The sequence below is a fragment of the Pseudomonas sp. FFPRI_1 genome (assembly GCF_055384485.1).
The window spans coordinates 6,150,685-6,172,982 of sequence record NZ_AP029168.1; the positions used below are offsets into that span (position 1 = coordinate 6,150,685).

18 protein-coding genes and 1 pseudogene are annotated in these 22,298 nt (G+C 62.7%); 12 read left to right on the top strand and 7 right to left on the bottom strand.

From position 1 onward, the window contains the following. Positions 1-76: 76 nt before the first annotated feature. Genes ACZ5BO_RS27395 through ACZ5BO_RS27405 form a run of 3 tightly spaced genes read left to right on the top strand, consistent with a single transcriptional unit; the run spans position 77 to position 3,666 of the window. Positions 77-994 (top strand): putative 2-dehydropantoate 2-reductase, encoded by a 918-nt coding sequence (locus ACZ5BO_RS27395; RefSeq protein ID WP_025126789.1) that lies wholly within the window; start codon positions 77-79, stop codon positions 992-994. Positions 995-1,039: 45 nt separating this feature from the next. Next, positions 1,040-3,076: a sensor histidine kinase gene (locus tag ACZ5BO_RS27400; RefSeq protein ID WP_025126788.1), complete on the top strand. Its 2,037-nt coding sequence runs from the start codon at positions 1,040-1,042 to the stop codon at positions 3,074-3,076. Between the two features lie 2 nt (positions 3,077-3,078). Then, a complete protein-coding gene (locus ACZ5BO_RS27405) occupies positions 3,079-3,666 on the top strand; it encodes a cob(I)yrinic acid a,c-diamide adenosyltransferase (protein ID WP_025126787.1) in 588 nt (195 codons plus the stop codon). A gap of 112 nt (positions 3,667-3,778) precedes the next feature. Here the strand turns inward: ACZ5BO_RS27405 and ACZ5BO_RS27410 are convergent, their stop codons facing one another. The 3 genes from ACZ5BO_RS27410 to secA all read right to left on the bottom strand — a co-directional run bounded on the left by ACZ5BO_RS27410 (position 3,779) and on the right by secA (position 8,921). Further along, the gene (locus ACZ5BO_RS27410; protein WP_464697052.1) at positions 3,779-4,723 is read right to left on the bottom strand and encodes a Nudix family hydrolase; all 945 of its coding nucleotides are present in this window, start codon (positions 4,721-4,723) and stop codon (positions 3,779-3,781) included. A gap of 118 nt (positions 4,724-4,841) precedes the next feature. Next, a complete protein-coding gene (gene argJ, locus ACZ5BO_RS27415; protein WP_464697053.1) occupies positions 4,842-6,059 on the bottom strand; it encodes a bifunctional glutamate N-acetyltransferase/amino-acid acetyltransferase ArgJ in 1,218 nt (405 codons plus the stop codon). A gap of 120 nt (positions 6,060-6,179) precedes the next feature. Then, entirely contained in the window at positions 6,180-8,921 is a 2,742-nt protein-coding gene (gene secA, locus ACZ5BO_RS27420) for a preprotein translocase subunit SecA (protein ID WP_025126784.1), read from the bottom strand. 320 nt (positions 8,922-9,241) lie between these two features. Here secA and ACZ5BO_RS27425 point away from each other — a divergent pair, with 320 nt between their 5' ends. Beyond that, complete coding sequence (locus tag ACZ5BO_RS27425; RefSeq protein ID WP_025126783.1) at positions 9,242-9,697, top strand: DUF721 domain-containing protein; 456 nt, start codon at positions 9,242-9,244, stop codon at positions 9,695-9,697. A 1-nt stretch (position 9,698) separates the two neighbouring features. Here ACZ5BO_RS27425 and ACZ5BO_RS27430 read toward each other — a convergent pair whose 3' ends face one another. After that, positions 9,699-11,180 (bottom strand): helicase HerA-like domain-containing protein, encoded by a 1,482-nt coding sequence (locus ACZ5BO_RS27430; RefSeq protein WP_025126782.1) that lies wholly within the window; start codon positions 11,178-11,180, stop codon positions 9,699-9,701. A 193-nt stretch (positions 11,181-11,373) separates the two neighbouring features. On the opposite strand from ACZ5BO_RS27430, the pseudogene ACZ5BO_RS27435 reads away from it, so the two are divergent. Together ACZ5BO_RS27435 and ACZ5BO_RS27440 are read left to right on the top strand one after the other, a co-directional pair. Continuing rightward, positions 11,374-12,405, top strand: a pseudogene (locus ACZ5BO_RS27435) (HAMP domain-containing protein); the annotation flags it as partial. Positions 12,406-12,498: 93 nt separating this feature from the next. Then, positions 12,499-13,263, top strand: coding sequence for a methyl-accepting chemotaxis protein (locus tag ACZ5BO_RS27440; protein ID WP_371261281.1), 765 nt, complete (start codon positions 12,499-12,501; stop codon positions 13,261-13,263). Positions 13,264-13,330: 67 nt separating this feature from the next. On the opposite strand, the gene ACZ5BO_RS27445 is transcribed toward ACZ5BO_RS27440, so the two are convergent. Together ACZ5BO_RS27445 and purU are read right to left on the bottom strand one after the other, a co-directional pair. Then, on the bottom strand, positions 13,331-13,507 hold the full coding sequence (locus ACZ5BO_RS27445) for a hypothetical protein (RefSeq protein WP_464697054.1): 177 nt from the start codon (positions 13,505-13,507) through the stop codon (positions 13,331-13,333). A 65-nt stretch (positions 13,508-13,572) separates the two neighbouring features. Further along, complete coding sequence (gene purU, locus ACZ5BO_RS27450) at positions 13,573-14,421, bottom strand: formyltetrahydrofolate deformylase (RefSeq protein ID WP_025126780.1); 849 nt, start codon at positions 14,419-14,421, stop codon at positions 13,573-13,575. Between the two features lie 346 nt (positions 14,422-14,767). Between purU and mvaT the strand changes: the two genes are divergently transcribed. Further along, positions 14,768-15,142, top strand: coding sequence for a histone-like nucleoid-structuring protein MvaT (gene mvaT, locus ACZ5BO_RS27455; protein WP_025126779.1), 375 nt, complete (start codon positions 14,768-14,770; stop codon positions 15,140-15,142). Between the two features lie 105 nt (positions 15,143-15,247). Here mvaT and sbcB read toward each other — a convergent pair whose 3' ends face one another. Next, complete coding sequence (gene sbcB / locus ACZ5BO_RS27460) at positions 15,248-16,675, bottom strand: exodeoxyribonuclease I (protein ID WP_464697056.1); 1,428 nt, start codon at positions 16,673-16,675, stop codon at positions 15,248-15,250. Between the two features lie 185 nt (positions 16,676-16,860). Between sbcB and ACZ5BO_RS27465 the strand changes: the two genes are divergently transcribed. Genes ACZ5BO_RS27465 through ACZ5BO_RS27485 form a run of 5 tightly spaced genes read left to right on the top strand, consistent with a single transcriptional unit; the run spans position 16,861 to position 22,285 of the window. Then, entirely contained in the window at positions 16,861-17,586 is a 726-nt protein-coding gene (locus ACZ5BO_RS27465; RefSeq protein ID WP_025126777.1) for an RDD family protein, read from the top strand. Then, on the top strand, positions 17,583-18,563 hold the full coding sequence (locus ACZ5BO_RS27470; RefSeq protein WP_464697057.1) for a stage II sporulation protein M: 981 nt from the start codon (positions 17,583-17,585) through the stop codon (positions 18,561-18,563). The genes ACZ5BO_RS27465 and ACZ5BO_RS27470 overlap by 4 nt, the downstream gene beginning before the upstream one ends. Next, positions 18,550-20,100 (top strand): DUF4129 domain-containing protein, encoded by a 1,551-nt coding sequence (locus ACZ5BO_RS27475; RefSeq protein ID WP_464697058.1) that lies wholly within the window; start codon positions 18,550-18,552, stop codon positions 20,098-20,100. The genes ACZ5BO_RS27470 and ACZ5BO_RS27475 overlap by 14 nt, the downstream gene beginning before the upstream one ends. Next, on the top strand, positions 20,097-21,260 hold the full coding sequence (locus ACZ5BO_RS27480) for a DUF4350 domain-containing protein (RefSeq protein ID WP_464697059.1): 1,164 nt from the start codon (positions 20,097-20,099) through the stop codon (positions 21,258-21,260). Before ACZ5BO_RS27475 ends, ACZ5BO_RS27480 begins: the two co-directional genes overlap by 4 nt. Beyond that, complete coding sequence (locus ACZ5BO_RS27485) at positions 21,257-22,285, top strand: AAA family ATPase (RefSeq protein WP_025126766.1); 1,029 nt, start codon at positions 21,257-21,259, stop codon at positions 22,283-22,285. Before ACZ5BO_RS27480 ends, ACZ5BO_RS27485 begins: the two co-directional genes overlap by 4 nt. Positions 22,286-22,298: the final 13 nt, after the last annotated feature.

Sequence of the window (22,298 nt, forward strand, 5' to 3'; positions counted from 1 at the left end):
CGCGCTCATTATAACGGGTCTTTCCCCTCGTTCACTGCGCGCCCTTCCCGGGCCTGCCAAACAGAGCAAAAAGCTGATGTCCACTACCTGGCATGTTCTCGGCGCCGGCAGCCTCGGCACCCTCTGGGCCACTCGCCTGGCCCGCGCCGGGCTGCCGGTCCGCCTGATCCTGCGGGACCAAGCTCGCTTGCGGGCCTATCAGGCCGCCGGTGGCCTGACCCTGGTAGAGCAGGGCCGGAGCAACCTGCTGGCGATCCCCGGCGAAACCTGCGAGGGCACAGAGCCGATCCAGCGCCTGCTGCTGGCATGCAAGGCCTATGACGCCGAGGCCGCCGTGGCCCGTATCGCCCCACGCTTGAAGCCCGGGGCCGAACTGATCCTGCTGCAAAATGGCCTCGGCAGTCAGGACGCCGTAGCCGCCAGGGTGCCCCTGGCACGCTGCATTGCAGCCTCCAGCACCGAGGGTGCGTTCCGCGATGGTGACTGGCGCGTGGTTTTTGCCGGCCACGGCTATACCTGGCTGGGCGACTCCGGCCACCCTACTCCGCCCATCTGGCTAGACGAGCTGACGGCCAGTGGCATTCCTCACGAATGGAGCACCCAGATCCTCACCCGGCTCTGGCGCAAGCTGGCGCTCAACTGCGCGATCAACCCACTGACGGTGTTGCACGACTGTCGCAATGGTGGCCTGCAGCAACACCAGTGCGAAGTGGCGACCTTGTGTGCCGAACTGAGCGAATTGCTGCAATGCTGCGGACAACCCGCCGCAGCACAAAACCTGCAACAGGAGGTCGAGCGGGTGATTCAGGCCACCGCCGCCAACTACTCCTCCATGTACCAGGACGTGGCCAGCCAGCGCCGCACGGAGATCAGCTACCTGCTGGGCTATGCCTGCCAGGCGGCCGCCCGTCACCGCCTGCAGCTGCCCCATCTGCAACAAGTGCAACAGCGTCTGGTGAACCAGCTGCGCCTGCGCGGATTGCCCAGCGACTGAGCAGCGGCTACGCTGCCCACTTGCTCATTTCCAGCGATATAGCCGATGCCATTGCGCCAGCGCCTCGAAAACCTGCCCGTGGGCCAGAAGCTCCTGGCCGCCCTGCTTGTCCTGCTGACCACCGTACTGCTGGTCGCCAACCTGACCTTTATCAGCGCCGCCTACTGGATATCCCAGGAAAGCATGGCGCCCCAGGCGCTGCAGACCATCGGTCGCCTGGTGTCCAACCCGTCCCTGGCAATCCAGGCCCTGAATTCGCCCGAGGATGCGCAGAAGCTGCTCGACGAACTCGACAGCTACAGCCCGCTGCGGGCTGCCGCGCTCTATGATGGCAAAGGCCAGCGCGTGGCCCAGTTGCAACACGGGGAACACCTCAAGCTGCCCGAGCGCTACCGCCACATCGAAGCCTGGCAAATGACCGAGTTCCGCAGCAACCAGGTGATTACCCTGCCTCGCCCGGGGCAGGCACCGGGGCACCTGCTGCTGGTAGCTACCAGCGAACTGCCCATGGCCTTTTATACCGGCACCCTCACCGCAAGCCTCGGCATCCTGATTTTCAGCGTGCTGCTGTGGCTGGTCATTGCCCGGCAGATCAAGCGCCTGATCACCCAGCCGATTCACCAGCTCGAGGAGCTGTCCCGCCAGGTGACCCGCGAGGAAAACTATTCCCTGCGCGCCGCACGAGGCAACCATGATGAAATCGGCAGCCTGGCCGAAGCCTTCAACACCATGCTGTCGCGTATCGAGGCCCGGGAGCAGCAGCTCAAGCGCGCCCGAGACGACGCCCAGGCCGCCTATGACCAGGCCCAGGGCCTGGCCGAGGAAACCCGTCACACCAACCGCAAGCTGGAGCTGGAAGTCCAGGTGCGCAGCAAAATCGAGAAAAAACTCACCGGTTTCCAGAACTACCTCAACAGCATCATCGACTCCATGCCCTCGGCCCTGATCGCCCTGGATGAACAGCTGTATGTCACCCAGTGGAACCAGGAGGCCAGCGCCCTGTCTGGCACTCGCCTTGACGAAGCCCTGAACCAGCCGATCTTCCTCGCCTTCGAACCGCTCAAGCCGTTCCTGCCGCAGCTCAAGGAAACCGTCGAGCAGCACACGGTGACCAAGGTCGAGCGGGTCACCTGGCTCAAGGATGAGGAAGCACGCCACTATGCCCTGACCTTCTATCCGCTGATGGGTGGCGCCGGACGCGGGGTGGTGATCCGTATCGACGACATCACCCAGCGCCTGTCCCTCGAAGAAATGATGGTGCAGTCGGAGAAGATGCTCTCGGTTGGCGGCCTGGCAGCCGGCATGGCCCACGAGATCAACAACCCCCTGGGGGCGATCCTGCACAACGTGCAGAACATCCGTCGCCGGCTGTCTCCCGAGCTGCCGAAAAACCTCGAACACGCGCAACAGGTCGGCGTCGAGCTGCAAACCGTCAACCGTTACCTGGAAAGCCGGGAAGTCCCACTGTTGCTGGACGGCATTCAACAGGCAGGCGCCCGGGCCGCGAAGATCGTCACCCACATGCTCAGTTTCAGTCGACGCAGCACTCGGCAGATGGCTCCTTGCGACCTGCCGGCACTGATCGACCAGGCAGTGGAAATCGCCAGCAACGACTTCGACCTGGCCATCGGCTTCGACTTCAAGGGCCAGGCGATCGTGCGCCAGTTCGACCCAGACCTGGGACCGGTCCCCGGCACCGCCAACGAATTGGAACAGGTGCTGCTCAACCTGCTGAAAAATGCCGCCCAGGCCATACATCAGCGCGACGATGACAGCGAGCCGGGACGCATCATCCTGCGAACCCGCCTGAATCCGCCCTGGGCGGAAATCCAGGTGGAGGACAATGGCGTCGGCATGAGCGAGAACGTGCGCAAGCGCACCTTCGAACCCTTCTTCACCACCAAGGAAATCGGCCAGGGCACTGGGCTCGGGCTGTCGGTGTCCTACTTCATCATCACCAACAACCACAAGGGCCAGATGGAAGTGCAGTCGACCCGTGGCCAGGGCACCTGCTTCACCCTGCGCCTCCCCCTGGCAAGCAGCCAGCCCCTGGTTCAAGAACCTCTACCACTGGAGAACTAAGCATGGGTTTTCGTTTGTCGAAGATTTACACCCGCACTGGCGACAAAGGCGAAACCGGGCTGGGAGACGGCCGTCGGGTACCCAAGGATCACCCCCGGGTAGAGGCCATTGGTGAGGTCGATACGCTGAACAGCCAGTTGGGCCTGCTCCTGGCCGGGCTGGCCGAGCACGGCGCGACCTGCCCCGGGCTCCAGGAAGTGATCGAGGTACTGACGCCTTGCCAGCATCGGCTGTTCGATCTCGGGGGCGAGTTGGCGATGCCGGTGTATCAGGCCCTCAACAGCAGCGAAGTGGAGCGCCTGGAGGCGGCCATCGATGTGTGGAACGAGGAGTTGGGCCCCCTGGAAAACTTCATTCTGCCGGGTGGCTCGGTGTTGATTGCCCAGGCCCACGTCTGCCGCAGCCTGGCGCGCAGCGCCGAGCGTCGCTGCCAGCAGTTGAATGCCATCGAACCCTTGCAGGGAGTTGGGCTGGCCTATATCAATCGCCTGTCAGACCTGCTGTTTGTCGCCGCGCGACTGATCGCCAAACGCCAGGGCATCGCCGAAATCCTCTGGCAGGCCGCCGCCAAACCCACTCCCTCTGCGTAGGAGCCGGCTTGCCGGCGAAAGCGCCGGCAAGCCTTGCGCGCACCTTCGCCGGCAAACCGGCCTGCACAGGGCCAGCGCCCAGCCAAAGCCGGCGCTGCCACTAAGGAGGCCTTCAGTCCTCCGGCCAGAAAGCGCGGATACCGGCCACCCCTTGAGCACCGGCTTCCCAGGCTTGCTGACAGTCGGCAGGCCCCACGCCTCCCAGCAGGTACACCGGCCGGTTGAAACCACTGATCAACTGCTGCGCCTGTGACCAGCCCAGAGGCTGCGCATCAGGATGGGTCTGGGTCGGCTGCACCGGGGACAAGGTCACAAAATCCACATCCATCTGCTGCGCCAGGGCCAACTCCTCGGCGTTATGGCAGGACGCTGCCAACCAGCGCTCCTTGCCGAAGGGCCGTCCGGCACTGGCGTACTTGCGCAATTGCGCCGAAGTGATGTGCCAACCTGCCGAAGGAAAATCCCCCAGCCACTCGAACGGCCCCTTGAGCATCAGTTGCGCCTTGCCGGCACACAGGCCCACGGCATCCACCGCCAGGTCACGGTATTTCGGATCGTAGCCACCCGGAGCGCGCAACTGGACCAGTTGGCAGCCCTGGGCAATGGCTTTCTGCATGCCGCGCAGCAGGGCCGGGGTTTCCAGGCCTTCGGGAGTGATCAGATAATGCGCCGGCAGCCGCGCCGCAGCGACAATCGGTTGGTTCGCCGCAGGGAACTCGTAGCCCGCCAGTTCACGGGACGTGACCCAGGCCAGGGGTTGCCCTTCGGCGCCATGAGGCTCGCCACTGAAGGCCGACACCTCGAAGACGTCCAGCAGTACCTGCTTGTCCGGGTAATCGTGCTGCACCTTGATCAACGGACGTGCGCTCTGCACGGTGATTCCCAACTCTTCCTGCAGCTCGCGGGCCAGGGCGGCCTCTACGGTTTCCCCGGCCTCGACCTTGCCCCCGGGAAACTCCCACAGGCCACCTTGATGCTGAGTATCGGCACGCCGGGCAATCAGGATCTTGCCGCTGGCATCCCGGATGACGGCCGCAGCCACATGTACTCGTTTCACCGCACTGCTTCCTCTGATCCGGCATTAGGCCAGCCCTTGGGGGCTGTTCCTTGAAAGATGATCGCCGTAAAGGCGAGCCGGTCCTGCGGGCAGGCAGAACCGGTTGTTGGACGCCGCGTTACGTACGGTATTCGGCGTTGATCTTCACGTACTCGTGAGACAGGTCGGTGGTCCAGATGGTTTCGCTGCACACACCACGGCCCAACTCGATACGGATGGTGATCTCTTCCTGCTGCATCACCGCTGCGCCCTGGGCTTCGGTGTAGCTGGCCGCCCGCGCACCACGGCTGGCGATGCAGACGTCTCCGAGGAACACGTCGATCTTGCTGACATCCAGATCGGGCACGCCGGCACGTCCCACCGCAGCCAGGATCCGCCCCCAGTTCGGGTCAGAGGCAAACAGTGCGGTCTTGATCAGCGGCGAGTGGGCCACGGTGTAGCCAACATCCAGGCATTCCTGATGGTTTGCACCGCCATTGACCTCCACGGTGACGAACTTGGTCGCGCCCTCACCGTCGCGGACGATGGCCTGGGCCACCTCCATGCAGACCTCGAACACTGCCTGTTTCAGGGCATTGAACAGCGGGCCCGAGGCTTCGGTGATGGCCGGCAGGTCGGCCTGGCCGGTGGCGATCAGCATGCAGCAGTCGTTGGTCGAGGTATCGCCATCGATGGTGATGCGGTTGAAGGACTTGTTGGCACCGTCCAGCATCAGGTTCTGCAACACATCGCGGGAAACCTTGGCGTCGGTGGCGATGTAGCCCAGCATGGTCGCCATGTTCGGCCGGATCATCCCCGCCCCCTTGCTGATGCCGGTCACGGTAATGGTGACGCCATCGTGCTGGAACTGGCGGCTGGCCCCTTTGGGCAGGGTGTCGGTGGTCATGATGCCTGTGGCCGCAGCGGCCCAGTTGTCCACGGACAGGTCATCCAGGGCGGCTTGCAGTGCGCCTTCGATTTTCTCGACTGGCAGCGGTTCGCCAATGACCCCAGTGGAGTACGGCAGCACGGCGCTGGCATCGACCCCGGTCAACTCCGCCAGCCTGGCGCAGGTACGGGCGGCGGCAGCCAGGCCCGGCTCGCCGGTACCGGCGTTGGCATTGCCAGTGTTGGTCAGCAGATAGCGCACCGCACCCTGCACGCGCTGCTTGGCCAGGATCACCGGCGCGGCGCAGAACGCGTTGAGGGTGAACACTCCCGCCACGGTGGAGCCTTCGGCGCAGCGCATGACCACTACATCCTTGCGCCCCGGGCGCTTGATGCCGGCTGAAGCGATGCCGAGCTCAAAACCGGCAACCGGGTGCAACGTTGGCAAAGGACCAAGACCAACAGCCATGAAAGCGCTCCTCTTAGCAGATATCCGCACCGTCGTCATGAAAGACGGTGTCGCAAATGGAAAAACGCCGCGACGGCTGATGCCGTCACGGCGCGGGTATTTCAGTGTCTGGCGGGGATCTTAGTTGATCTGGCCGTGACAGTGCTTGTACTTCTTGCCCGAGCCGCAGTAGCACAGCTCGTTGCGACCCAGTTTCTGCTCGTTGCGCACCGGCGCAGAGGCCAGGGCCACGTCGACATCAACGCCTTCTTCCAGGGCTTGCGGATGATCCAGGCCCGGGGCTTCAGCGTGTTCGAACTGCATGCGCTGGGCCAGTGCCTCGGCTTCCTGGCGCAGGCGCGCCTCTTCCTCGGCCGGATCTTCACGGCGGACCTGAACGTGGGACAGTACCCGGATCGAGTCGCGCTTGATGGAATCCAGCAGTTCGGAGAACAGCGTGAAGGACTCGCGCTTGTACTCCTGCTTCGGGTTCTTCTGCGCGTAGCCACGCAGGTGAATGCCGTGGCGCAGGTGATCCATGGTCGCCAGGTGGTCTTTCCACAGGTCGTCCAGGACCCGCAGCACGATCTGCTTCTCGAAGCTGCGCAGGGCTTCGGCACCGGCCTGGTCTTCTTTCTCGTTGTACGCGGCGATCAGCTCGTTGAGCAATTTCTCGCGCAGGGTCTCTTCGTACAGGTGATCGTCTTCGTCGAGCCATTGCTGGATCGGCAGGCTCACACCGAAACCGCTCTGGATGGCCTCTTCCAGGCCCGCCACGTCCCACTGCTCAGGCAGCGACTGGGGTGGAATGTGGGCGCTGACGGTGGCGTTGAGCACATCCTGACGGAAATCGGAGATGGTCTCGCCAATGTTGTCGGCGGCCAGCAACGTGTTGCGCATGTGATAGATCACTTTACGCTGCTCGTTGTTGACGTCGTCGAATTCCAGCAGTTGCTTGCGGATATCGAAGTTGCGGCCTTCTACCTTGCGCTGGGCCTTCTCGATGGCGTTGGTCACCATGCGGTGCTCGATCGCCTCGCCGGACTGCATGCCCAGAGCCTTCATGAAGTTCTTCACCCGATCAGAGGCGAAGATGCGCATCAGGCTGTCTTCCAGGGACAGGTAGAAACGGCTGGAGCCGGCGTCACCCTGGCGACCGGCACGGCCACGCAGCTGGTTGTCGATACGGCGGGACTCGTGGCGCTCGGAAGCGATCACCTGCAGGCCGCCCGATTCCAGCACTTGCTGGTGGCGTTTCTGCCAGTCGGCCTTGATCTGGGCGATCTGTTCCGGAGTCGGGTCTTCCAGGGACGCGACTTCCACTTCCCAGTTGCCGCCCAGAAGGATGTCGGTACCCCGACCGGCCATGTTGGTGGCAATGGTCAGTGCGCCGGGACGACCGGCCTGGGCGATGATTTCCGCTTCCTTCTCGTGGAACTTGGCGTTCAGTACCTTGTGCTCGATGCCTTCCTTGTTGAGCAGGTTGGACATGTGCTCGGAGGTTTCGATGGTCGCGGTACCCACCAGCACCGGACGGCCCTGGGTCATGCATTCCTTGATGTCATTGATGATCGCAGCGTACTTCTCGTCCGCGGTCAGGAACACCAGGTCGTTGTAGTCCTTGCGCGCCAGCGGCTTGTTCGGCGGAATCACCATCACCTGCAGGCCGTAGATCTGATGGAACTCGAAGGCTTCGGTGTCAGCAGTACCGGTCATGCCGGACAGCTTGGTGTACAGGCGGAAGTAGTTCTGGAAGGTGGTCGACGCCAGCGTCTGGCTTTCGGCCTGGATGTTGAGGTTTTCCTTGGCCTCGATGGCCTGGTGCAGGCCCTCGGAGAGGCGACGGCCGGGCATGGTACGACCGGTGTGCTCGTCCACCAGGACCACCTGGCCTTCCTGGACGATGTATTCGACGTTGCGATTGAACAGCTTGTGGGCACGCAGGCCGGCATAGACGTGGGTCAGCAGACCCAGGTTGTGCGCCGAGTAGAGGCTTTCACCCTCGGCCAGCAGGCCTACCTGGGTCAGCATCTCTTCGATCACTTGGTGGCCGGCTTCGTTGAGCTCGACCTGGCGGGTCTTCTCGTCGACCGTGAAGTGGCCGGCCTTGGTGACCTGGCCTTCGACTTCCTCGATGTGCTGCTCGAGGCGCGGGATCAGCTTGTTGATTTCGGTGTACAGGCGGGAACTGTCTTCGGCCTGGCCGGAAATGATCAACGGCGTACGGGCTTCGTCGATGAGGATGGAGTCGACTTCGTCGATCACGGCAAAATTGAGCTCGCGCTGGAATTTTTCTTCCATGCTGAAAGCCATGTTGTCGCGCAGGTAGTCGAAACCGAATTCGTTGTTGGTGCCGTAGGTGATGTCGGCGGCGTAGGCGGCACGCTTCTCTTCAGGCGGCTGGAACGGCGTGACCACGCCGACGCTCAGGCCGAGGAACTCGTACAGCGGACGCATCCAGTTGGCGTCGCGACGCGCCAGGTAGTCGTTCACCGTCACCACGTGCACGCCCTTGCCGGACAACGCGTTGAGGTACACGCCCAGGGTGGCGACCAGGGTCTTGCCCTCACCGGTGCGCATTTCAGCGATCTTGCCTTCGTGCAAGGTCATGCCACCGATCAGTTGCACATCGAAGTGACGCATTCCCATGATCCGCTTGCCGGCTTCGCGGGCGACCGCAAAGGCTTCGGGAAGCAGTTTGTCGAGGGTTTCACCCTTGGCGATACGAGCCTTGAACTCTGCAGTCTTGGCACGCAATTGATCGTCCGAAAGGGCCACCATTTGCTCTTCGAAGGCATTGACGATCTGTACCGTCTTGAGCATGCGTTTGACTTCACGCTCGTTCTTGCTTCCAAAAAGTTTCTTTAACAAAGGCGCAAACATATCGGCAGGATCTTCCACACATAGGGTTGGAGGGCGGCCCCGTGAGTCGCCCGAGCAGCCCTCATGGCCGCATGCGAACGAGCATTCTACCCGGAAACGATGGTGAGGAAAGTGGCGTTATTCCACGATGCTGGCACAGCGCTGTGACGGGGCTCACCTAAAATAAGGGCTTTTGGCTGAACTTCAAGCCCATTCACCACAGAAGTTAATGATTGCGATCAGCAAAGCGGCAGATTTAGGCCCAGTACGAAAAACGATGTCTCAGGTGGCCCTGGCGCTTTCTGCTACCATGGCGCCTCTGTAACTTCAGGTTTCTGATCATGGCATTTCGCCCCCTTACGGCACGCGCTCCAGCCGTTCTTCTTCGCGAAGCCAAGCCTCTGAAAGCCATACTCGGCCACGCTCAGCGCCTGGCACATCTGCAGCGCCTGCTGGAGAGCCAGTTGCAACCGGCGGCTCGCGAACATTGCCACGTCGCCTCCTGGCGCGAAGGCAGCCTGCTGCTGATTGTCACCGACGGCCACTGGGCCACCCGCCTGCGCTATCAACAAAAGCGCCTGCAGCGTCAGTTGCAGGAGTTCAACGAGTTCAGCCACCTCACGCGCATTCTGTTCAAGGTCCAGCCCCCCACCGTCCAGCAAGGCGCCGCGGGACACACCATGGACCTGTCGAGCAACGCCGCCGAGACCATCCAGGCCACCGCCGACGGCATTGCCGACCCCAACCTGCGCGCAGCCCTGGAACGCCTGGCTCGTCACGCCAAGCCCCGGGACTGACTCAGCGGCGCTTGCTGCCGCCCAGCAAAGATCCCATCAGGCCCCGCATCAACTGCCGGCCCAGCTGGTTGGCAGCTTGGCGCATGGCCGACTTCAAGGCCTGTCCGGCCGCAGTGCCGAGGAACTCGCCGGCGCGGTCGGCCAGGCTCGGCTCTTCGGCGACCGGCTTGCCTGGCACCGCCTCCGGCGCCAGCTCCTTGCGTCCCATCAGCACTTCATAGGCGGACTCCCGGTCAATCGGCTTGTCATAGCGCCCCTGCAACGGCGAACTGGCAATCAGCGCCTTGCGCTCAGCGTCAGTCAATGGCCCGATGCGCGACTGTGGAGGCGCCACCAGTACCCGCTGGACCATCTCCGGGGTGCCCTTGTCCTGCAAGGTTCCCACCAGCGCCTCGCCAATCCCCAGCTCGGTGAGCACCGCCAGAGCGTCAAAGGCCGGATTCGGACGGAAGCCATCGGCCACGGCGCGCAGGGACTTCTGTTCCTTGGCGGTGAACGCCCGCAAGCCATGCTGGATCCGCAACCCCAACTGCGCCAACACGCTGTCGGGCAAGTCCCCCGGCGATTGGGTGACGAAATACACCCCCACACCTTTCGAGCGAATCAACCGCACCACCTGCTCCAGCCTGTCCTGCAGGGCCTTGGGCGTACCGGCGAACAGCAAGTGCGCCTCATCGAAAAACAACGCCAGCAGGGGTTTGTCCCCATCGCCTCGTTCCGGCAGTTGCTCGAACAATTCGGCCAGCAGCCATAAAAGGAAGGTCGCATAGACTTTCGGTGCTTCGTGCACCAGACGGCTGGCATCCAGCAGATGAATCCGTCCACGGCCGTCGGCGGCCGGTTGCAGGATGTCCTCCAGTTGCAGTGCCGGCTCGCCGAACAGCGCCTCAGCCCCTTGCTGCTCCAGGGTTGCCAGGCGCCGCATCAGCGCCTGACTGGAACCGGTGGTCATCAGCGCTGCGTCATCCCCCAGCAGCTGCGGGTTGTCCCGCAGGTGATTGAGCAGCGCCTTGAGGTCCTTCAAGTCGAGCAGCAACAGGCCCTCGCGGTCCGCCACCTTGAACGCTGCATACAAAGCCGACTGCTGGCTGTCGGTAAGCTCCAGCAAGCTGCCCAGCAACAGCGGGCCCATTTCACTCAAGGTAGTGCGCAAGGGATGACCGGATTCGCCATGGATATCCCACAGCGTTACGGGATAAGCCTGAGGCTGGTGCTTGAGCCAAGGCATGCCGGCGATCCGCTCGGCCACCTTGCCCTGGGGATTGCCCGCGGCCCCCAGCCCACACAGGTCACCCTTGATGTCCGCGGCGAACACCGCCACCCCGGCATCACTGAAGGCTTCCGCCAAGCGCTGCAGGGTGACGGTCTTGCCCGTGCCGGTGGCGCCCGCCACCAGACCGTGGCGGTTGGCCAGGCGCATGGCCTGGGCGATCGGCTGACCGTTGAGATCGGCACCGATAACGAGTTGCAATGAGTCAGGCATTTTGTCACCCCTGGTTAATCTTTGGCCTTACACGGTCGATATTAAGAATTGATGGATCAGAAGTATCTGAAATAAAGGTCAGGTAATTCCCTTGGGATAGATGGAGATATCAGCTTACTTATAACACCGCCTATTTTGCGCGCCCTTCCAACCCGATGCCCTGGACTCAAAGACCTTAGCGGACACCCAAGCCATGAACAAAAATCTGCGCTTCAGCCACAAGATCCTGCTTGCCGCCTCGCTGATCGTCATAGCTGCCTTTGCACTATTCACGCTCTACAACGATTACCTGCAACGCAACGCCATTCGTGATGATCTGGACAACTATCTTCAGGAAATGGGCGACGTCACGGCAAAAAATATTCAGACCTGGCTCGCCGGCCGCGCCTTGCTGATCGAAAACATCTCGCAGTCGGTGGCCCTCAACACCGATCCGGCCAATGTCAGCAACCTGCTGGAACAGAAGTCGGTGAGCTCGACCTTCATGGGCGCCTACCTGGGCAACCAGGATGGCACCTTCATCATCCGCCCGAACAGCAAGATGCCCGACGGCTACGATCCACGCGCGCGCCCCTGGTACAAAAGCGCCGAAAGCACCAGCGGCTCAGCCCTCACCGAACCCTACATCGACCTTGCCTCCGGCCAGTTGGTGATTTCCATCGTCGACAGCGTGGTCAAGGCCGGGCAGAAGATCGGCGTGGTCGGTGGCGACCTGAGCCTGCAAGTGATTGCCGACAGCATCAATGCCCTGGACTTCGACGGCATGGGCTACGCCTTCCTGATCAGTGCCGACGGCAAGATCCTGGTGCACCCGGACAAGAACCTGGTGATGAAGACCCTCAAGGATGTCTATCCCCAGGACACCCCGAAGATCAACAGTGAACTGAGCGAGGTCAGCGTCGACGGCAAGACCCGCATTGTCACCTTCACGCCGATCAAGGGCCTGTCCTCGGTGAACTGGTACATCGGCCTGTCAGTGGACAAGGACAAGGCCTTCTCCATGCTCAGCGAATTCCGCACCTCGGCCCTCATCGCCACCCTGACGGCCGTGGCCCTGACCATTGCTCTGCTGGGCTTGCTGATCCGCCTGCTGATGCAGCCGCTGCATGTGATGACCCGGGCCATGCAGGACATCGCCGACGGCGAAGGTGATCTGACCCGGCGGCTGAACATCCATAACCAGGACGAATTCGGCATCCTCGGCACCGCCTTCAACCGCTTTGTAGAGCGCATCCACGGCTCGATCCGCGAAGTATCCTCGGCCACCGAGCACGTCAACGAAGTGGCCCTGCGGGTGGTCAGCGCTTCCAACTCGTCGATGCTCAACTCCGACGAGCAGGCCAGCCGTACCAACAGCGTGGCTGCGGCAATCAATCAACTGGGGGCCGCGGCCCAGGAAATCGCCCGCAATGCCGCCCAGGCCTCGCAACAGGCCAGTGATGCCCGCAACCTGGCCGAAGACGGCCAGCAAGTGGTGGATCGCAGCATCCAGGCGATGAACCAGCTGTCGGACATGATCAGCGCCTCCAGCAGCAACATCGAGACCCTCAACAGCAAGACCGTGAACATCGGGCAGATTCTCGAAGTCATCACCAGCATTTCCCAGCAGACCAACCTGCTGGCGCTCAACGCGGCCATCGAAGCGGCCCGGGCCGGTGAAGCCGGTCGCGGGTTTGCCGTGGTCGCCGATGAAGTGCGCAACCTTGCTCACCGCACCCAGGAGTCGGCGCAGCAGGTGCAAACCATGATCGAGGAACTGCAAGTGGGTGCCCGCGAATCGGTCAGCACCATGAGCAACAGCCAGCGCCATAGCCAGGACAGCGTGGAAATCGCCAACCAGGCCGGGGAACGACTGAACAGCGTGACCCAGCGCATTGGTGAAATCGACGGCATGAACCAATCGGTGGCCACCGCCACCGAGGAGCAGACCTCGGTGGTGGAGTCCATCAACATGGACATCACCGAGATCAACACCCTGAATCAGGAAGGCGTGGAAAACCTTCAGGCCACCCTGCGGGCCTGTTCAGATCTGGAGCAGCAGGCCACGCGCCTGAAACACCTGGTGGGCAGTTTCCGGATCTGAGGGAGCGCTGCACAAGCTTCAGCCGGCAATGGGCCCCTGCTTCAGGCGCCCGTTGTCAGCCCGCGATTCATTGCGGCTCCGGCTTCGGTGCCGGCTCTTGCTGCAATTGCTGCCACAGTTCGGCAGCACCGGGAAACTCGGTGCCGTCATCGGCATCGAGGGCATCGGGGTCGTAACGGCTCAGACAGCCTTCGCCGAGGGTGGCGGGCGCTTGGGAAGTGGCTTTGTCCAGCGGATCGGTCATCAGGCTGACCTCATCAAGTGAAGAGCCGGGAACGGGGCATTGAAACCTCGCTCCCGGCTGCTTTATCAGAACACCACGGTCTTGTTGCCGTGCACCAGCACGCGGTCTTCCAGGTGGTAGCGCAGGCCACGGGCCAGGACCATCTTCTCCACATCACGACCGAAACGCACCATGTCCTCGATGCTGTCGCTGTGGCTGACCCGCACCACGTCCTGCTCGATGATCGGACCGGCGTCCAGCTCTTCGGTGACGTAGTGGCAGGTGGCGCCAATCAGCTTCACGCCACGCAGGGATGCCTGGTGGTAAGGCTTGGCACCGACGAAGGACGGCAGGAAGCTGTGGTGGATGTTGATCACCTTGTGGGCATATTCGCTGCACAGTTCCGGCGGCAGGATCTGCATGTAGCGCGCCAGCACCACCACTTCGGCGTCATGCTGCTTGACCAGGCGCGACACCTCGGCGAACGCCGGCTCCTTGTCCTGCGGATTGACCGGTACGTGGTAGTAAGGAATGCCGTGCCATTCGACCATACTGCGCAGATCGTCGTGGTTGGAGATTACACAGGCGATCTCGCAGTCCAGTTCGTCGCTGTGCCAGCGGTGCAACAGGTCCGCCAGGCAATGGGACTCACGGCTGGCCATCAGCACCACGCGCTTTTTCTCCGCAGTGTCGGTGATCCGCCAGTCCATCGAAAACTCTTCGGCGATAGGCGCGAATGCCTCGCGAAACGCCTCCAGGCCAAAAGGCAGCGAGTCGGCACGAATCTCGTGGCGCATGAAGAACCAACCACTGAGGTTGTCCGAGTGGTGGCTCGCTTCGGTGATCCAACCGTTGTGGGAGGCCAGAAAGTTACTGACTTTGGCAACGATGCCAACGCGGTCAGGGCAAGAAATCACCAACCGAAAGGTGCGCATGAGGGGGAAACTCCAGAACTTCGCAAAGGTCGCCATTCTAGCGATTACGGGAAAAAACTGCAGTATTCATTGCGCCCCCATGCCTTGGTTAGACTGGCAGCGCACCCGAAACCGGCTTATCGAGCACGACTCACCGCGCACAGGTCGCGACTTGCAAATAGCGCTTAACTAATTTGCGAATATCGCAATGCTGTACGCCCACCTATTAAATAGCGAAATGATTTCTACGCCTAAACACACTAAGAGAGACAAATAAAACATCGGTATTATGTTTACTTGCTCAAACTCCCTGACTATTATTGCGACACTGTCACCCCGCCACTCAGCGCCCAATAAGGTAGTCCTCATGTCCCTGATCAACGAATACCGTGCTACAGAAGAAGCAATCAAAGAACTGCAAGCGCGTTTGAAGAACCTGTCCCAAGACGACAAACTGAAAGCCGAACTGGAGTTCGAAGGCAAACTGCGCACTCTGATGGGCGAGTATTCCAAGTCCCTGCGCGACATCATCGCCCTGCTGGATCCGGACTCGAAAGTTAAAGCGCCTCGCGCAGCCGTAAAAACCACCGGCACCAAGCGCGCGCGTAAAGTTAAACAGTACAAGAACCCGCACAACGGTGAAGTCATCGAAACCAAAGGCGGCAACCACAAGACTCTGAAAGAGTGGAAAGCCAAGTGGGGTGGCGATGTGGTTGAAGGCTGGGCAACCCTTCTGGGCTAAGCCTCACAGCTGAGCGCCCGGGCTCTTGCCGCCCGGCAGAAAAAACGCCAGTTCGCTGGCGTTTTTTTATGCCCTGGCCATCTGTTCAAGGGCCAGGGCGCGCGCTCAAAGAGCCAGGCGCTGGGCCAGGGCAGCAACATGTTGCTGCCACTCATCCAGAATCTGGCGCTGCATCGGGTCGGCATTTAACAACGCTTGCTCAAGCGCCTGCCGGAAACTTTCAAGGGTATTGGGCGCACCCAATTGCGGATCAAGCAAACGCTGCTGACAAAAGCCCAGCCAGTGCTCTTGCTCGGCCTTACTCAATGTTCCCGGAAAGTTGCGAGCCCGGTAGCGAAAGAGCAGTTCAGGCAAGCGCTCATCATCGAATGGCCATTGTTCACGGGCCAACTGCAGCGGATCAGCTTCGCGTACTTGCTCACACAAGCGCCGATCACGGTCACCAATAAAGCCGTCGTACAACTGCTGCTCCGGGTCTTCGCTGGCAGCAAATTCATCGGGCCCATAAATCACTGGAAGTTTATCCTGCCAAACTTCCTGAGCCTCCCTCAGAAGCACCGCTCGACGCTGATACAGCTCCATGTCCAAGTGCAGCCGCTGTTGATCTTCGTCACGCAAGACGTTCAATGGCGCCACCACCGGGCAGCGGTTGATATGGATGAGTTTCAACGGCACCGGCAACTCGCCCTCGAGCAGGTCGTCCCGGCGGGTATATAAACGCTGGCGCAAGCTCTCGGCATCCAGGTCGAGCAAGCCTTGCGGATCCAGGTGCAGGTCGCAGACGATCAGGGCATTGCGGTTGCGTGGATGCCAGGCCAGGGGCAAGACCACCCCGATGTAGTGCCGCGCCGCAGAGAAACGCCCGGAAATATGCACCATGGGTTGCAGCAGGCGAACCTGATCCATGACCCGCTGCTTGCTGCGCAGCTGGAACAGCCAGTCATAGAGCTTGGGTTGCTTCTCGCGGATCAGCCGCGCCAGGGCGATCGTCGCCCGGACATCAGACAGGGCATCGTGGGCCTGGCCGTGGTCGATGCCATTGGCCGCCGTCAGCCGCTCCAGCTTCAAGGTCACCTGCCCCTGCTCCTGCGGCCAGTTGATGCCGTGGGGGCGAAGCGCATAGGCGGTGCGCACCACGTCGATCAGGTCCCAGCGACTGTTGCCACCCTGCCACTCCCGAGCGTAGGGATCGAAGAAGTTGCGATACAGGCTGTAGCGGGTCATTTCATCGTCGAAGCGCAGGGTGTTGTAACCGGCACCACAGGTTCCCGGACGCGCCAGCTGGGCGTGCACCCGAGTCATGAATTCGGCCTCACCCAGGCCTTGCTCGGCCAACCGGCTCGGGGTGATGCCGGTGATCATGCAGGCTGCCGGATGCGGCAGGATGTCGTCGCTGGGCTGGCAATAGAGGTTGACCGGCTCATCGATTTCATTGAGTGCCAGGTCGGTGCGAATACCGGCCACTTGCAGCGGTCGATCGCTGCGCGGATTGATGCCGGTGGTTTCGTAGTCGTACCAGAAGATGGAGGTCACGGCCTGTTCCTGAACTTAAAGACCGCCGCAGTCTAGGCGCTCAAGCGCTGCCAGGGCCAGCCGCGCGTGCCCGTACCCGGCAGCAGGGGCGGTTTAAATCGTAGTTAATGATGTCGTTTGCCCCCCGGACACTGCTAGCATCGGCGCTGGATTTTTTTCTACCAGGTCAAGCCGACACCTCCCCCATGCTTGAAATGACAGCAACGCCAAGGAACGCACCGCTGCACCCACCGCTGGATACGCGGTATCAGGTGGAAACCCCCGAGGGCATCGATCTGCCCCTGCGGCCGGCAGGATTGCTAGTGCGCAGCCTGGCCTTCAGCCTCGACCTGGGCGTCCGCGCTCTGGTGCTCGGCCTGCTGTTTATCGTCCTCGGCTTTTTCGGCGAGATCGGCGTCGGTATCGGTTCTATCCTGCTGTTCCTGGTCAGCTGGTGGTACATGGTGCTGTTCGAAGTCCTGAATCAGGGCCGCTCTCCCGGCAAGCAACTGATGGGACTGCGAGTCGTGCAGGACGACGGCACCCCCATCGGCTGGAGCGCCTCCCTGACCCGCAACCTGTTGCGTTTTGCCGACATGCTGCCGTTCGGCTATTTCCTCGGCGCCATCAGTTGCCTGCAGCATCCGACCTTCAAGCGCCTCGGCGACCTGGCCGCGGGCACCCTGGTGATCTATCGCGAGCAACCGGTCAAGCGACCGGACCTGCCGCCCGCCGTCCCCCGCTCCGCGCCCTTCGCCCTGAGCCTGAATGAACAACGAGCGATCCTCGGTTTCGCCGAACGCCAGGGCCAGCTGTCGAGCGAGCGGGCCCAGGAGCTGGCGAACATCCTCGCGCAACCCTTGCACGTGCCCGGCGACCAGGCCGTTGCCGAACTCAATGGCATTGCCCGCGGCCTACTGGGAACGACATGAAGCAAAGCCTTTTCGAAAGCCGGCACCAGGCGCAATGGCAGCACTTCGAGCAGTTGCTCGAGCAACTGGAACGCCGCCGGGCCAAACCCGAGGATTGCCAGACCTTCGTCCAGGACTACCGGCGCTTGTGCCAGCACCTGGCCCTGGCCCAGGAGCGAGGCTACAGCAGCTACCTGGTTGACCCGCTGCAGCAACTGGCCTTGCGCGGCCATCAGCAGCTGTACCGCCAGCGCACGACCATCAGTGCCAACCTGCTGGGCTTCGTGCTGGCCGGTTTCCCCCGTGTGGTGCGCCAGGAATGGCGCCTGGTGCTGATTGCCAGCCTGTTGTTCTTCGGCAGCCTGCTGGGCATCGGTGTGCTGGTGTACCTGTTCCCCGACCTGATCTACAGCCTGGTGGACTCCCAGCAACTGACACAGATGCAAAGCATGTACGACCCTGCCGCGGGGCGCCTGGGACGGGCCGCCGAGCGCGCCTCGAGCGAAGACTGGGTGATGTTCGGCTACTACATCATGCACAACATCGGCATCGCCTTTCAGACCTTCGCCAGCGGGCTGCTGTTTGGCCTGGGCAGCGTGTTTTTCCTGTTCTTCAACGGCCTGATGATTGGCGCCATCGCCGGCCACCTGACCCAGATCGGCTTCGGCCAGACCTTCTGGCCCTTCGTCATCGGCCATGGCGCCTTTGAACTCAGCGCCATCGCCCTGTCGGGTGCCGCCGGGCTGAAACTGGGCTGGGCGCTGATCGCCCCCGGCCGCCTGACCCGCGCAGAAGCCTTGCTGCAGGCGGCGCGGGTCAGCGTGCAACTGATCTACGGGGTCATTGTATTTCTGCTGATCGCCGCCTTTGTCGAAGCCTACTGGTCCTCCCTGACCTGGCCAGCACCCTGGATCAAATACAGCATCGGCACCGCGCTCTGGAGCCTGGTGATCGCCTACCTGACCCTGGCCGGACGAGATACCCATGCGCCTGAGTGATGCCAGCGTCGTGATCCGCCCACGCAGTTCCTGGGAGGCCATGGACCTGGGCATACTCCTGAGCCAACAGCACCGCCGACTGCTGATGACCAGCTGGGCCATCGTCAGCCTGCCGGTGTTCGCCCTGCTCAGCCTGTTGCTGTGGGAATCCCCGACGCTTGCGGTGCTGCTGTTCTGGTGGCTGAAGCCGGCATTCGAACGCCTGCCGCTGTACATCCTGTCCAAGGCGCTGTTCGGCGAAACACCCAGCCTGGGCCAGGCCCTGAGGCAATGGCCACGGCTGCTCAGGCCCCAGTTGCTGGCCAGCCTGACCTGGCGACGCTTGAGCATGAGTCGCAGCTTCATCATGCCGGTGGTCCAGCTCGAAGGCCTCGGCGGCGACGCCCGGCAACAGCGCCTGGCGGTGCTGCTGCAGAGAAATGCCGGAGGCGCGCGCTGGCTGACCCTGATCGGCATGCACCTGGAGGGCGCACTGTGGATCGGCCTGTTGGTGCTGTTCTACCTGTTACTGCCCCAGCAGATCGAGCTCGACTGGAACTGGCAGACCCTGATACTCGCGGCCCAACAGGACTGGCTATGGCTGGAACACCTGACCAACGTCTTCTATGCCCTGGTGCTGGTGATCTGGGAGCCGATCTACGTGGCCTGCGGTTTCAGCCTGTACCTCAACCGCCGAACCGAACTGGAAGCCTGGGACATCGAATTGGTCTTCCGGCGCCTGCGCCAGCGATTGGCAGGTGCCGCCGCATTGGTGCTGGTGGCAGGCCTGATGCTGCTGGCGCCAAGCCAGTCGCTCTGGGCGGCAACGCCCAGCAGTTCGGTGGCCGGCCCCGAAGCCCCACGCTTGCTACAGCAACCGCTGACCAGCAAGGCTTCAAAGGAAAGCATCCAGAGCATCCTGGACGCCCCGCCGTTCAAGAATCAGGAGTCGGTGACTCGCTATCGTTTTGGCGATGAACAATCACCGAACAAGGATGCCAAAGAGAAGCCGCCAGGATGGCTCAAGAACCTGCTGGAACGCCTCGGCCAGGACAGTTTCGGCGGTTTCGCCAAGGGCCTGGAAATCCTTCTCTGGGGGCTGCTGCTCGGCGCTCTGGGCTGGTTGATCTGGCGCTATCGCGACTGGCTGCAGGCCTTTGTCGGCCGCCGGCCACGACCGCGCCAGAAGCGCCCTGCGGCCAGGCCCCAGCAACTGTTCGGCCTGGAAGTCAGCAGCGAAAGCCTGCCCGCCGATGTCGCGGCCCGCGCCGAAGAGCTCTGGGCCAGCCAGCCCCGGGAGGCCCTGGGCCTGCTGTACCGAGCGCTGCTCAGCCGGTTGCTGGAGGACTATCACCTGCCCCTCGGCGTGGCCGATACCGAAGGCCAGGTACTGCAGCGGATCAAGGACCTGCAACAGCCGCAACTGGAAGCGTTCAGCGTCAGCCTGACCCGTCACTGGCAGAACATGGCCTACGGTCATCAGGTACCGGGCAGCGAACTGCAACAGCAACTGTGCAATGGCTGGCGCGGCCTGTTCGGCCCGGGAGCGCAATCATGAAGCGCTATCTGTGGGGCGCCCTGGCGTTGCTGCTGGTCCTGATCCTGGGTGCAAGCGGCTACTACCTGTACCGACAGGCCACGCCCTACCAGGAAATGGTCGACCACGGCCCTTCTCCCGAAGCCCGTGCCAACCCCTACCTGGCGGCAGAAATGTTCATGCGCGCGCGCGGCCTCAAGGTAGACCACGCCAATGGCCTGGAAGTGCTGGCCACCCTGAAACCCGTCGGCAACAGCTTGCTGTTGCTGGGGGAGCGCACGAACATGAGCCCGCGCCAGGTCGACCAAGTGCTGGACTGGACCCGCGCCGGCGGCCGCCTGGTGTTTGTCGCCGAAGCCCTGTGGGACCCGGACACCGAGCAGAGCGGCGACCTGCTGCTGGACCGGGTGCAAATCCACCAGCTGCTGAGCAAGGACCTCGAGGAACCGCCGGAGCCGGAGGCCGACGACGCCTTTCCGCAATTGACCAAGGTCTACCTGGAGGACGAACAGGCGCCGGCCTACATCGGTTTTGACACCGACTTCCACCTGGACGATCCGGACAGCCTCGCGCAGTCCTGGGCCAACAGTGGCAGTGCCACCCACATGATCCAGCTCGACTACGGCGAAGGTTCGGTCACCGTGCTCACCGACGCCGACATCTGGAAAGCGCCGGCCATCGGCCTGTACGACAACGCCTGGCTGCTGTGGTACCTGAACACCGATACCGCGGTGACCCTGCTGTTCAATACCGATCATCCAAGCCTCTGGCAGTTGCTCTGGCGCTATTTCCCCCAGGCCCTGGTGGCCCTGACCCTGTTGCTCGGCCTGTGGCTCTGGCAGGCTGGCACGCGTCAAGGTCCCCTGCTTGCACCAGCCCCCAAGGCCCGGCGCCAGTTGCTCGAACACTTGCGCGCCAGCGCCGACTTTCTGTTGCGCCACGGCGGCCACCAAGCCTTGCTGCATGCCCTGCAACTGGATATCCGACGTCGAGCGCGGCGCCGCCACCCCGGTTTCGAGCAGTTGGCACCGCAGGCCCAGTGGGACGTGCTCGCCCAGCTCAGCCAACAACCTGTCGACACCATCAGACAGGCCCTGCAACCCTTGTCCGGGCAACGCCTTTCCAGCGTTGACTTCAGCCACCAGGTCGCCCACCTGCAAACTCTCAGGAATGCCCTATGAGCGAACAACCCGTCGAACAACCCCTCGAGCCCTCCGAGACGCCTGCTCCCCAGGCCCATGCCGCCCAACAGCGGCAGCGGGCCAGCCAGTTGGCCCAGGCCGTGCGCCAGGAATTGCAGAAGGTCGTGATCGGCCAGGAAGCGGTGATCGATGATGTGCTGACCGCGTTGATTGCCGGCGGCCACGTGCTCCTCGAGGGCGTGCCCGGCCTCGGCAAGACCTTGCTGGTACGCGCCCTGGCCCGCTGCTTTGGTGGCGAGTTCGCACGGATCCAGTTCACCCCGGACCTGATGCCCAGCGACGTCACCGGGCATGCGGTGTACGACCTGCAGACCGAGCAGTTCAAGCTGCGCAAGGGCCCCTTGTTCACCAACCTGCTGCTGGCGGACGAAATCAACCGGGCACCGGCCAAGACCCAGGCCGCCCTGCTCGAAGCCATGCAGGAACGCCAGGTGACCCTTGAAGGGCGGGCGCTGCCCATCGGCCAGCCGTTCATGGTCCTGGCAACCCAGAACCCCATCGAGCAGGAAGGCACCTACCCGTTGCCGGAAGCCGAGCTGGATCGCTTCATGCTCAAGCTGCGCATGGACTACCCGGAGGCCGAGGAGGAGCTGAACATGGTCCGCCAGGTCGCTCGTTCGACCCGCGCCGACATGCTCGACGTGCAGCCCCTGCGTACCGTGCTGCAGGCCAAGGATGTATTGGCCCTGCAACGCATTGCCAGCGACCTGCCACTGGACGAACAGGTGCTCGACTATGCGGTGCGTCTGGCCCGGGCCACCCGCAGCTGGCCCGGCCTGACCCTCGGCGCCGGGCCTCGTGCCTCGATCGCCCTGGTGCGCGGAGCCCGGGCCCGGGCCTTGCTGCGCGGCGGCGAATTCGTGATTCCGGATGACATCAAGGGCTGTGCCATGGCCGTGCTGCGCCATCGGGTACGGGTCGCTCCGGAACTGGACATCGAAGGCCTGTCGGTGGAGCACGTGCTCAAGCAGATGCTTGAACAGATTCCGGCGCCCCGCCTGTGAGCCGTCCACGCCG

Coding starts and splice junctions, on each gene's coding strand:
- ACZ5BO_RS27395 (WP_025126789.1), top strand. CDS start 77: ATGTCCACTACCTGGCATGTTCTCGGCGCCGGCAGCCTCGGCACCCTC.
- ACZ5BO_RS27400 (WP_025126788.1), top strand. CDS start 1,040: ATGCCATTGCGCCAGCGCCTCGAAAACCTGCCCGTGGGCCAGAAGCTC.
- ACZ5BO_RS27405 (WP_025126787.1), top strand. CDS start 3,079: ATGGGTTTTCGTTTGTCGAAGATTTACACCCGCACTGGCGACAAAGGC.
- argJ (WP_464697053.1), bottom strand. CDS start 6,059: ATGGCTGTTGGTCTTGGTCCTTTGCCAACGTTGCACCCGGTTGCCGGT.
- secA (WP_025126784.1), bottom strand. CDS start 8,921: ATGTTTGCGCCTTTGTTAAAGAAACTTTTTGGAAGCAAGAACGAGCGT.
- ACZ5BO_RS27425 (WP_025126783.1), top strand. CDS start 9,242: ATGGCATTTCGCCCCCTTACGGCACGCGCTCCAGCCGTTCTTCTTCGC.
- ACZ5BO_RS27430 (WP_025126782.1), bottom strand. CDS start 11,180: ATGCCTGACTCATTGCAACTCGTTATCGGTGCCGATCTCAACGGTCAG.
- ACZ5BO_RS27440 (WP_371261281.1), top strand. CDS start 12,499: ATGCTCAACTCCGACGAGCAGGCCAGCCGTACCAACAGCGTGGCTGCG.
- ACZ5BO_RS27445 (WP_464697054.1), bottom strand. CDS start 13,507: ATGACCGATCCGCTGGACAAAGCCACTTCCCAAGCGCCCGCCACCCTC.
- purU (WP_025126780.1), bottom strand. CDS start 14,421: ATGCGCACCTTTCGGTTGGTGATTTCTTGCCCTGACCGCGTTGGCATC.
- mvaT (WP_025126779.1), top strand. CDS start 14,768: ATGTCCCTGATCAACGAATACCGTGCTACAGAAGAAGCAATCAAAGAA.
- ACZ5BO_RS27465 (WP_025126777.1), top strand. CDS start 16,861: ATGCTTGAAATGACAGCAACGCCAAGGAACGCACCGCTGCACCCACCG.
- ACZ5BO_RS27470 (WP_464697057.1), top strand. CDS start 17,583: ATGAAGCAAAGCCTTTTCGAAAGCCGGCACCAGGCGCAATGGCAGCAC.
- ACZ5BO_RS27475 (WP_464697058.1), top strand. CDS start 18,550: ATGCGCCTGAGTGATGCCAGCGTCGTGATCCGCCCACGCAGTTCCTGG.
- ACZ5BO_RS27480 (WP_464697059.1), top strand. CDS start 20,097: ATGAAGCGCTATCTGTGGGGCGCCCTGGCGTTGCTGCTGGTCCTGATC.
- ACZ5BO_RS27485 (WP_025126766.1), top strand. CDS start 21,257: ATGAGCGAACAACCCGTCGAACAACCCCTCGAGCCCTCCGAGACGCCT.